This is a genomic window from Streptomyces sp. NPDC127098, from assembly GCF_042722465.1.
Classification (GTDB): Bacteria; Actinomycetota; Actinomycetes; order Streptomycetales; family Streptomycetaceae; genus Streptomyces; species Streptomyces millisiae.
Genome location: NZ_JBHXFJ010000119.1, coordinates 1 through 10,002, shown reverse-complemented (window position 1 = coordinate 10,002; position 10,002 = coordinate 1). Strand labels below are relative to the sequence as shown.

Below are 10,002 nucleotides of genomic sequence, written 5' to 3'. Positions count from 1 at the left end.
GGCGCGCTCCGCGCGCCCGGTGCCCGGGCCTGGCGGCCGTGCCGCGCCCACCCACCCGCCCTTTGGCGGGTGGCCTCGCGCGGCGCGGGGCCGCGTGGCCGGGCGGCGTAGCCGCCCCGGGCCCGCGGCCCTCCCGGGCCGTGTGCCGCGCGCAGCGCGGTTCGGCCCGCCACCCGCGCGGAGCGCGGAAAAGGGCGGGTGGGTGGGGGCAAACCCCCGCGCGGAGCGCGGGCGCGCACCGGCGCCGGGCCGGTTCAGCCCACGCGCAGCGTGAGGGCGCGGTCCGCCCCCGCCGTCAGCGTGACGTCCCGCAGCGTCGCGGCCCACGCCGTCGGCCCGTGCGCCGCGGCCGTCGCGCCGACGCCCACGACCCGCATGCCCGCGGCCCGCGCCGCCGCGATGCCGGCCGCGGAGTCCTCGAAGACGACGCAGTCGGCCGGCGCCACGCCCAGTTCGGCCGCGGCCTTGAGGAAGCCCTCCGGGTCCGGCTTGCTGGCGCTGACCGACTCCGCCGTGATCCTGATGTCCGGGATCCGCAGCCCGGCCGCCGTCATGCGGGCCGTGGCCAGCGGCACGTCGGCCGAGGTGACCAGCGCGTGGGGGAAGGGCTCGACGGCGGCCAGGAACTCCGCCGCGCCGGGGATCGGCACGATGTCGGCCACGTCGGCGGTCTCCTGCGCCAGCAGCCGGCGCGCGTCGGCGAGGTTGAGCTCGACGGGTCGGTCGGGGAGCAGCTCGGCCATGGTGGCGTGCCCCTGTCGGCCCGGCATGACCGCCAGCACGAGCTCCGGGTCGATGCCGGTCTCGGTGGCCCAGCCCCGCCAGACGCGTTCCACGGCGGCCGCCGAGTCGACCAGGGTGCCGTCCATGTCCAGGAGCAGGGCGCGGGCGGCCAGGTGGGCGGCGGGCATGGCGTGGTGCCTCCGGCGAGAAGCGAGAAAGGGGGCGAGAGAGCCAGTGGCTCCGCCCGGGTGGTCGGGGAAGCGGGCGGAACCACTTTGTTTGACCACGGTACAAAACGAGGGTCGCATCGCGCCAGCCCCCTCCCGGTTCTTTGGCCCCCCGTTCCACCCCGCGTCGTCAGCCGATCACTCGGCCGATCACTCGCGTTCCGCCCCCCGTTCCACCTCACGCGGGGCGCGCGGCCCGGCGCCGAGTTCGGTGCCCAGTTCCCGCACCAGGTCGACGAGGTCACGCGGCCGTTCCGGGCCCCACCAGTCGCCGAGCAGCGCGGCCAGCTCCTCCTCGCGTTCGTGCGCCAGGCGTTCGGTGAGTTCGCGCCCGCGGTCCGTGGCCCGCAGCGATAGGCCGTCCCGGCGGGCAAGACCGCGTTCCTCCAGCTGGCGGGCGGCGGGGGCCATGACCGTGATCGGCAGCGAGATCCGCTCGGCGAGCAGCGCCGGCTGGACCGCCCCGTCCTGGCGGATCCGCAGCAGCAGCCAGCAGGCGGCCGGCAGCAGGTCGACGCCGGCGCGTTCGGCGATCCTCGCGTACAGGTCGCGCCGCCCGGCGCGGGTGCCGAGCAGCGAGAGGGCCCGCGCGCACTCGTCGTGGGAGGAGCGCACCACGGGCGTCGGCGGCACCGTCTCGCTGGCGTCCGGGGCCCGCACGCTGCCGCGCAACGGCTCCTCGCGCAGCGCCCAGGCCAGCAGGTGGGCCAGGGCCACCACCGGCACCGCGTAGAGGAAGACGTCGGTGATCGCGTCCGCGTAGGAGTCGAGTACCCGGCCCCTGAGCGGCGCCGGCAGCGTGCCGATGCCGCGCGGGTCGTGCTCCAGCGAGTCGACGCTCACGCCGGGCGGCAGCGAGGCGCCGCGCAGCGCGTCGTCGAGCCCGTCCCGCAGCCGGTTGGTGAAGATCGTGCCGAAGACCGCCACGCCGAACGCGGCGCCGATGGAGCGGAAGAAGGTGACCCCCGAGGTCGCCACCCCCAGGTCGCGGTAGTCGACGGCGTTCTGCACCGCCAGCACGAGCACCTGGAGCACCAGACCGATGCCCACGCCGAAGACGAAGAAGTACAGGTTCATGAGGAGGTCGCCGGTGTCCCTGGCGAGCAGGTGCAGCAGCACCAGGCCGACGACGGTGACGGCGGTGCCGAGCACCGGGTAGAGCTTCCAGCGGCCGGTGTGGCTGATGAGCTGCCCGGAGAGGGTGGACGCCAGCAGCAGGCCGATCACCATCGGCAGCAGGTGGACGCCGGAGAGCGTGGGGGAGACCCCGCGCACCACCTGGAGGAACGTCGGCAGGTAGGTCATCGCGCCGAACATCGCGAAGCCGACGACGAAGGCGACGGCGCTGCAGAGCGTGAAGGTGCGGATGCCGAACAGACCGAGCGGCAGCACGGGTTCCGCCGCCCGCCGCTCGACGAGGACGAAGCCGACCAGGCCGCAGACGGCGGCGACCGCGAGCAGCAGGATCTGCCAGGAGCCCCAGGCCCAGGTGGTGCCGCCGAGCGAGGCGATGATCACCAGGGCGCCGGCCACGCCGGCGATCAGCGCGGTGCCCGCGTAGTCGATGACGTGCGGCACGCGGTGCGCGGGGATGTGCAGCGAGGCGGCGATCACGAGCAGCGCGAAGACGCCGACCGGCAGGTTGACGTAGAAGACCCAGCGCCAGCTCAGGTGGTCGACGAAGAAGCCGCCGAGCAGCGGCCCGAGCACGCTGGTGGCGCCGAACACGGCGCCGAACACGCCCTGGTAGCGGCCGCGTTCCCGGGGCGGGACGAGGTCGCCGACGATCGCCATCGACAACACGATCAGACCGCCGCCGCCGAGCCCCTGGAGAAAGCGGAAACCGATCAGCTCCGCCATGTTCTGCGCTATCCCGCACAGCGCCGAACCGATCAGAAAGATGACGATCGCGGTCTGGAACAGCTTTTTTCGGCCGTACTGGTCGCCGAGCTTCCCCCACAGCGGCGTGCCGGCCGTGGCCGCCAGGAGATAGGCGGTGACGACCCAGGACAGGTGCTCGAGGCCGCCGAGGTCGCTGACGATGGTGGGCAGCGCCGTGGCGACGATGGTCTGGTCGAGGGCCGCGAGGAACAGCCCGAGCAGCAGCGCTCCGAGCGACAGCCACAGCGCGCCGGGGGCGTGTTCCTCGGACGCGGGTCCGGCGGCGGGTGCGGTCGGCGCCGGCCGAGTCGACATGGCGCCTCCTCTCGACGAACGGTTTCCCCGCCGGGTGATCACTTCTCGATGGGGTGTGCGCGTTTCCACCGCTATTTTGTCCGCGTTTGCCTTGTCCGGCTTCTTGAGTGACCGGGCCCCGTCAGTGAGGGGGGTGGGGCATAATCGCTGCCAATCGAAACCGGGGAGGGGGGCGCGGTGACCGACCAGTTCGACTGCTTGATCTGTGGCCGTCCCGCGTTAGCGAACGGCGAGCCAGGCTGCGACTGCGTCACCCACTCGCTCTCCCGCCCCGTCCATCCGCCGGACTGGGAGCCCGACCCGGCCGACGTGGCCCGCTTCCCCCTCGAACCGACGTCCGCTCCCAGCACCCGGATACGGTCGGTCGTCCCCGCCACCCCCGGCCCGGCGGACGCGTTCCCGCACCACCTCCCGGACCAGGTGGGTTCCCGCCGCTCCGCACACTCGCACCGCAAGCCACGGCAACGGACCCGGATGGCCGCCGCGGCGGGCGGCGCGGTCGCGGCGGTGGTGGGCTGCACCGCGCTCGCCGCCTCGTTCTTCGGCGGCCAGGGGCGCGTCAACGAGGTGCGCGGCGGCCCGAGCCTGTCAGTGCCCGACAACAACCCGCCGGCCGACGACCTCCCCGACGAGGACCGCACCGGCGAGTCCGACACGGGCGGCGCGGGCACCGACGAGCCGACCGCCGGCGCGTCCCGGACGCCCGAGCCCGAGGGCGGCGGCGCGGAGAACGGCGGCTACCTCGACACCCCGCCCGTGCCCGACCCGCCCCAGCCCACCCCGCCGGGCCCCACCACCCCGCCCGTCCAGGAGACCCCCGGCCCGGACCCCACCACCCCGGGACCCGACCCGACCACCCCTGCCGAGCCGAGCGACCCGGGCACCGACGAGCCGCCCACCGAGGAGCCCTCGGAGCCGCCCACCCAGGAACCGACGGACGAGCCGTCGAACCCGGGCGGCGAGGACCCCGCTCCCGTCCTCCAACTGGGGGACGAGGGGCCCGAGGTCGTCGAGCTGCAGAAGCGACTGCTCCAGCTCAACTGGGTCTACGCGGGCGAGGCGCACGGCGTCTACGACGAGGCGACCAGGGACGCGGTGGAGCGCTTCCAGAACGCCTACGGCATCGAGGACGACCCACCGGGCGTCTACGGCGCCGTCACCCGCAAGACGCTCGAGGCCAACACGAACGAGCCGTAGCCTCGCCGGCGAGGGCCTGGCGCGGCGTTTGTTCCCCCACCCACCCGCCCTCTTCGCGCTACGCGCGGTGAACGGCTCGGCGAGCCGTCGGCGCTCACCGGTGACCTGTGGTCTTTGGCGGCCAGCCCCGTGGCGCCGCCCGCCTCGCGGGCGGTCGACCACGTGCGTGGCCTGCCCGCCGACCACCGGGGTCGGCGGCGCGCGGCGTCAGGCGGTGTCCTTCCCGTCCTTCCCGTCCTTCTCATCGGCCGGCTTGGCGTCGTGGTCCTCCGCCTTCCGCTCCGTGGCGGAAGCCGGCCTCTCCTCGGTCTCCTCCGCCTTGCCGGCCTCGCCGCCGTCCGCGGGGCCGAACGCCGCGTCCGTCTCGCGCGCGCGGGCGCGCCGCACGCTCAGCAGCACGCCGATTCCGATGCCGGCCAGCAGTCCGAGCGCGATGATCCACAGGACCGCGCCGAGGCCGCCGCCGCTGTCGTCGTCCGCGGAGTCGCCGCCGCCGGCCGCCGAGCCGTCGCCCGGCGCCGGGCCCAGGGCGTTGAGCGCGTCGACGAGGTTGCTGCCGCCGAAGTCGGTGGGCGAGGCGCCGCCCGCGTGCGCCGCGAGCACCAGCAGGCCGAGGGCGGCCGGGCTCTGCGCGTGGTCGGGCCACTCCGTGTGGTGCTCGCTCAGCCAGCCGAGGGGGCCGGCGAGCGCCGCGTCGTCGCCGAGCGCCGCCAGCGCGATGACCGCCTTCGCGGTGTTGCCGAAGTCCGGAAGCCGGTCCTCACCCTCGCCGGGTTCGGTACCGGTGGCGGGGGCGGCCAGGTACTGGCCGTTGTCGTCGAGCGCGGCGGTCAGCCGGGCCGCGCCGGCGGCGCCCGACGCGAGCTGCGGCGTCTGCGGGGTCTGCGGCTCCTCGCCGGAGGCGCCGTCCGTGGCGGCCGCCTCGCCCGTCTCCTGCCCGGCCGGGGTCTCCTCCTGCTCCGTCTCCTCGGTCCCCTCGGGATCCTGGCCCTCGTCCCCGGCGCCGCAGGGCTCGGCCGTGGGCGCGACCGCCGGCGTGGCGTCCGGGGCGACCAGCAGGCCGCTGCCGGCCGAGGCCAGCACCGCGTCCACGGTGGCCGCGTCGTTGGCGCTCAGCTCGCCCGACTCCGGATCCGGCTGCCAGGCGAAAGCGCCGCGCTCGCCCTCCGGGGCGTCGCAGCCGAGCTGGAGCGCGGACAGGGCGTCGAACGGAGAGTTCCCCTCGCGGCGCACCTCGGCCGGGTCCTGGCCGGCGGCCGAGAACGCGCTGGCCACGACCGCCGTCGAGTTGGCGTCGCTCGGGCCGCCCGGGTTGAAGCTCCAGCCGCCGTCCGCGTTCTGCACCCCGGCCAGCCAGCCGAGGGCGGCGGACACCTGCTCCTCGTGCCCGCCGAGCGCGGCCAGCGCCTGGGTGGCCAGTGCCGTCGCGTTGGAGTCGGCCGCCGTCACGTCGGGGCAGGGCTCCTGCGGGTCGGCGCGGAAGGAGAGGAAGGAGCCGTCGGCGCACTGCTGGCCGAGCAGCCAGTCCACGGCCGGCGTGCCCGGCTCGAAGCCGGCCGCATCCTGGGCCAGCAGCGCGATCGACTGCCGCAGCACTCCGTCGTACGTCGGGTCGCTCCGCCCGAAGAGACCGATCGGGGTCTCGGCGGCCGGCGCGGCGGACACGGCCGCGGCCGCCGCCGTGGCCGGCTGGGCCAGCGCCACGGCGGCGGTCAGCGCCGCCGCTCCGCCGGCCAACGCCGCACGGCGGAGCGTCCGCCGACGAGAGTGGTGGTCGAACACCTGGAAGCCTTTCGCTGTGCTGGTCCGCCGGGACGACTCACCGGCACACGCGGCGACGCGGTGCGGCACCGGGCTCGGCGCCGTGGTCCGGGCGGTGTCGGCCGTCACTCTATCCGGCCGGTCGCGCCCGGCCGGCTCGATACCGGCGGGCGGGTCGGTGGCTGTGATACGCCGACTCCCGCGCCCGGGACGGCGCTTGTCGGCCGAACGGGTCGGCCGCGACGGGCGTCCGCACGTGGTGATAATCACCAGGTCCGGGGCGTATCCGCCGGAGGCGGTGGCGGGTTAGGGTCGATACCCGTGAGTAGCAACGGACACCGAGGGGGCACGCGCGTGGGGGCTGAGGCCGGTGGGGACCGCCCCGGTGTGGACCGCCCGCTCAGGATCGCGTTGCTCACCTACAAGGGGAATCCTTTCTGCGGCGGTCAGGGCGTCTACGTCCGTCATCTCTCCCGCGAGCTGGCCGCGTTGGGCCACCAGGTGCGGGTCATCGGCGCCCAGCCCTACCCCGTGCTCGACGACGGCGTGGAGCTGATCGAACTGCCGAGCCTCGACCTGTACCGCCAGCCTGATCCGTTCCGAACCCCGCGGCTCCGCGAATACCGGGACTGGATCGACGCGTTGGAGGTCGCCACGATGTGGACCGGCGGCTTCCCCGAGCCGCGGACGTTCGCGCTGCGCGCCGCCCGCGAACTGGCCACGCGGCGCCATGAGTTCGACGTCGTACACGACAACCAGACGCTCGGCTACGGGCTGTTGGGCGCCACCCGGCGTCTCGGGCTGCCGCTGGTCACCACCATCCACCACCCCATCACCGTCGACCGCCGCCTCGAACTCGCGGCGGCCGACAGCCGCAAGCGGCGCTACTCGGTGCGGCGTTGGTACGGCTTCACCCGTATGCAGCGGCGGGTCGCGCGGCGGTTGCCGACCGTGCTCACCGTCTCCGGCGCCTCGCGGCGCGAGATCATCGAGGACTTCGACGTGGCCCCCGAGCGGGTGCACGTCGTCCCCATCGGCGCCGACACCCGGATCTTCCACCCGGACCCGGGCGTGGCGCGGGTCCCGGACCGGATCGTCACCACGTCGAGCGCCGACGCGCCGCTGAAGGGTCTCGTCCACCTGGTGGAGGCGCTGGCCAAGCTGCGGACCGAGCGGCCGGGCGCGCACCTGGTCGTGGTCGGCGACCGGCCCGCGCACGGGCCCGTCGCCGAGGCGATCGACCGCTTCGGCCTCGGGCACGCGGTCGAGTTCGTGAAGGGCATCAGCGACGCGGAACTGGCCGACCTGGTGCGGGGCGCGCGGGTGGCGTGCGTGCCGTCCCTGTACGAGGGGTTCTGTCTGCCGGCCGCTGAGGCGATGGCCGCCGGCACGCCGCTGGTCGCCACGACCGGCGGCGCGATCCCCGAGGTCGCAGGACCGGACGGTGAGACCTGCCTCGCCGTCCCGCCGGGTGACGCCGGCGCGTTGGCCGTGGCGCTGGCCAGGCTGCTCGGCGACGACGCGCTCAGCGCGCGCATCGCCGCGGCCGGCCGTGACCGCGTCCTCCGCCACTTCACCTGGCAGCAGGCCGCGCGCGCCACGGCCACGCACTACGCGTCCGCGGCCGCGTCCATGCGGGCGCCTGGCCGGCGTGGCTGAGCGGGCCGGCGGCCGCGCGTCGCCGCGCGCGTCGCGGTGCGGTGCCGCGCCCACCCGCCCGCCCTCGGCCGGCGACCTCGCGCGGCAGCGACGCGGCGGCCCGATCCGTCGACCGCACACGCGACGGCCACTTCGCCCCGTCACTCGCGCGGAGCGGAGCCCGCGGCCCGGCCGCGCGCAGCGCGCCGGGGCACGCCACCTCGTCCGCGCGAAGCGCGCCGGGCTCCGCCCGTGCCGCGCGGAGCGCGCAAAAGGGCGGGTGGGTGGGGCAAACCTCGTGCGCGGCGCCCACGCACCGTTCGGTGGACGGCCCCCGCGCGGAGCGCAGCGGCTCGACCCCCTTGCGGGGAGCCGAGGCCGGGGGCGACTCGTCGTGACGATGGACAGGGGATGATCTCGTGCTGACCGTGGACTTCTCGCGGTTTCCGGTCGCCGCAGGCGACCGCGTGTTGGATCTCGGATGCGGGCAGGGGCGGCACGCGTACGAGTGCTACCGGCGCGGCGCGCACGTCGTCGCGCTGGACAGGAACGGCGACGACGTCCGGCACACCGCCGGCTGGCTGGCCGCCATGCGGGAGGCCGGCGAGGCGCCCGACGGCGCGGGCGCGCTCGCCCTGCGGGGCGACGCGCTGGCGCTGCCGTTCCCCGACGACAGCTTCGACGCGCTGATCGTCTCCGAGATCATGGAGCACGTCCCCGACGACAAGGGCCTGCTCGCCGAGGCGGTCCGGGTGCTCCGCCCCGGGGGCCGGATCGCCGTCACCGTGCCGCGCTACTTCCCGGAACGCGTCTGCTGGGCGCTGTCGGACGCCTACCACCAGGTCGAGGGCGGCCACATCCGCATCTACCGGGGCGACCAGCTCGTGTCCCGGCTGCGTGAGGCCGGGCTGCGCCCGTACGGCACCCACCACGCGCACGCCCTGCACGCGCCCTACTGGTGGCTGAAGTGCGCCTTCGGCGTCGACAACGACCGGGCCCTGCCGGTGCGCGCCTACCACCGGCTGCTGGTCTGGGACATCATGAAGCGGCCGCTGGCCACCCGGGCCGCCGAGCGGCTGCTCGACCCGGTGCTCGGCAAGAGCCTCGTCGTGTACGCCACCAAGCCGCGCACGGGCGCCGCGTGACCAGCGCCGAGCGGGGCGTCGAGCGGCTCGCGCTGCCCGGGGTGCTCAGCGCCGCCGAGGCCGAGGAGACGGCGCTGGCCATCGGCGCCGAGCAGCGCGCGGACGGCGCCATACCCTGGTTCGGCGGCCACCACCTCGACCCCTGGGACCATGTCGAGGCCGCCATGGCCCTGGACACGGCGGGACGCCACGACCGCGCCGCCGCCGCCTACGACTGGCTCGCCCGTCACCAGAACCCGGACGGTTCCTGGTACGCCGCCTACGCCGAGGGCGACGCCGCCCGCCCCACCGACCTCGGCCGGGAGACCAACTTCTGCGCGTACCCGGCCGTCGGCGTGCTCCACCACTACCTCGCCACCGGGGACGAGGCGTTCCGCCGTCGCATGTGGCCCGTCGTGCACGCGGCCGTCGAGTTCACGCTCGGCCTCCAGCAGGAGGGCGGCCAGCTCGGCTGGCGCCGTGACCCCGACGGCACGCCCGTCGCCGACGCCCTGCTCACCGGCTGCTCGTCCGTCTACCAGGCGCTCCGCTGCGCCCTCGCCCTCGCCGAACTGGCCGGCTCGCCGCAGCCCGACTGGGAACTCGCGGTCGGCCGGCTCGGCCACGCCATCCGGCGCCACCCCGAGCGCTTCCTCGACAAGTCCCGGTACTCGATGGACTGGTACTACCCGGTGCTCGGCGGTGCCCTGCGCGGCCCTGACGCCCGCGCCCGGCTGGCCGCCGGCTGGGACGAGTTCGTCGTCCCGCGCCTCGGCGTCCGCTGCGTCCGCACCAATCCCTGGGTCACCGGCGGTGAGAGCGCCGAACTCGCCCTGACCCTCTGGACGATGGGCATGGAACGGCGCGCCGTGGAGATTCTGCGCTCGATCGGCCACCTGCGCGCCGAGGGCGGCCTGTACTGGACCGGTTACGTCTTCGCCGACGACGCGGTCTGGCCCACCGAGCGCACCACCTGGACCGCCGGCTCCGTCCTGCTCGCCGTCGCCGCGCTCGCCGGCGACACCCCGACCCGCGCGGTCTTCGGCGGCGCCGGCCTGCCGCGCGGCCTGGAGACCGACTGCTGCGGCTGACCCCGGACACGGCGAGGGCCCGCCGGGACGCACAGCGTCCCGGCG

7 protein-coding genes are annotated in these 10,002 nt (G+C 75.6%); 4 read left to right on the top strand and 3 right to left on the bottom strand.

Features of this window, described 5'->3' with window-relative positions; translation table 11 throughout:
* Positions 1-254 precede the first annotated feature (254 nt).
* Both ACFWI8_RS35600 and ACFWI8_RS35595 read right to left on the bottom strand, forming a co-directional pair.
* On the bottom strand, positions 255-911 hold the full coding sequence (locus tag ACFWI8_RS35600; protein ID WP_387100208.1) for an HAD-IA family hydrolase: 657 nt from the start codon (positions 909-911) through the stop codon (positions 255-257).
* Positions 912-1,100: 189 nt separating this feature from the next.
* Positions 1,101-3,146, bottom strand: a complete 2,046-nt coding sequence (locus ACFWI8_RS35595) for an MFS transporter (protein ID WP_387100206.1) — start codon at positions 3,144-3,146, stop codon at positions 1,101-1,103.
* A 177-nt stretch (positions 3,147-3,323) separates the two neighbouring features.
* Between ACFWI8_RS35595 and ACFWI8_RS35590 the strand changes: the two genes are divergently transcribed.
* Positions 3,324-4,343: a peptidoglycan-binding protein gene (locus ACFWI8_RS35590; RefSeq protein ID WP_387100203.1), complete on the top strand. Its 1,020-nt coding sequence runs from the start codon at positions 3,324-3,326 to the stop codon at positions 4,341-4,343.
* A 207-nt stretch (positions 4,344-4,550) separates the two neighbouring features.
* Here the strand turns inward: ACFWI8_RS35590 and ACFWI8_RS35585 are convergent, their stop codons facing one another.
* Positions 4,551-6,125 (bottom strand): prenyltransferase/squalene oxidase repeat-containing protein, encoded by a 1,575-nt coding sequence (locus ACFWI8_RS35585; RefSeq protein WP_387100200.1) that lies wholly within the window; start codon positions 6,123-6,125, stop codon positions 4,551-4,553.
* Positions 6,126-6,491: 366 nt separating this feature from the next.
* Between ACFWI8_RS35585 and ACFWI8_RS35580 the strand changes: the two genes are divergently transcribed.
* The 3 genes from ACFWI8_RS35580 to ACFWI8_RS35570 all read left to right on the top strand — a co-directional run bounded on the left by ACFWI8_RS35580 (position 6,492) and on the right by ACFWI8_RS35570 (position 9,957).
* A complete protein-coding gene (locus ACFWI8_RS35580) occupies positions 6,492-7,763 on the top strand; it encodes a glycosyltransferase family 4 protein (protein WP_387100198.1) in 1,272 nt (423 codons plus the stop codon).
* Between the two features lie 398 nt (positions 7,764-8,161).
* A complete protein-coding gene (locus tag ACFWI8_RS35575) occupies positions 8,162-8,887 on the top strand; it encodes a methyltransferase domain-containing protein (protein WP_387100196.1) in 726 nt (241 codons plus the stop codon).
* Positions 8,884-9,957 (top strand): prenyltransferase, encoded by a 1,074-nt coding sequence (locus ACFWI8_RS35570; RefSeq protein WP_387100194.1) that lies wholly within the window; start codon positions 8,884-8,886, stop codon positions 9,955-9,957. Before ACFWI8_RS35575 ends, ACFWI8_RS35570 begins: the two co-directional genes overlap by 4 nt.
* The last annotated feature ends 45 nt before the right edge of the window (positions 9,958-10,002 follow it).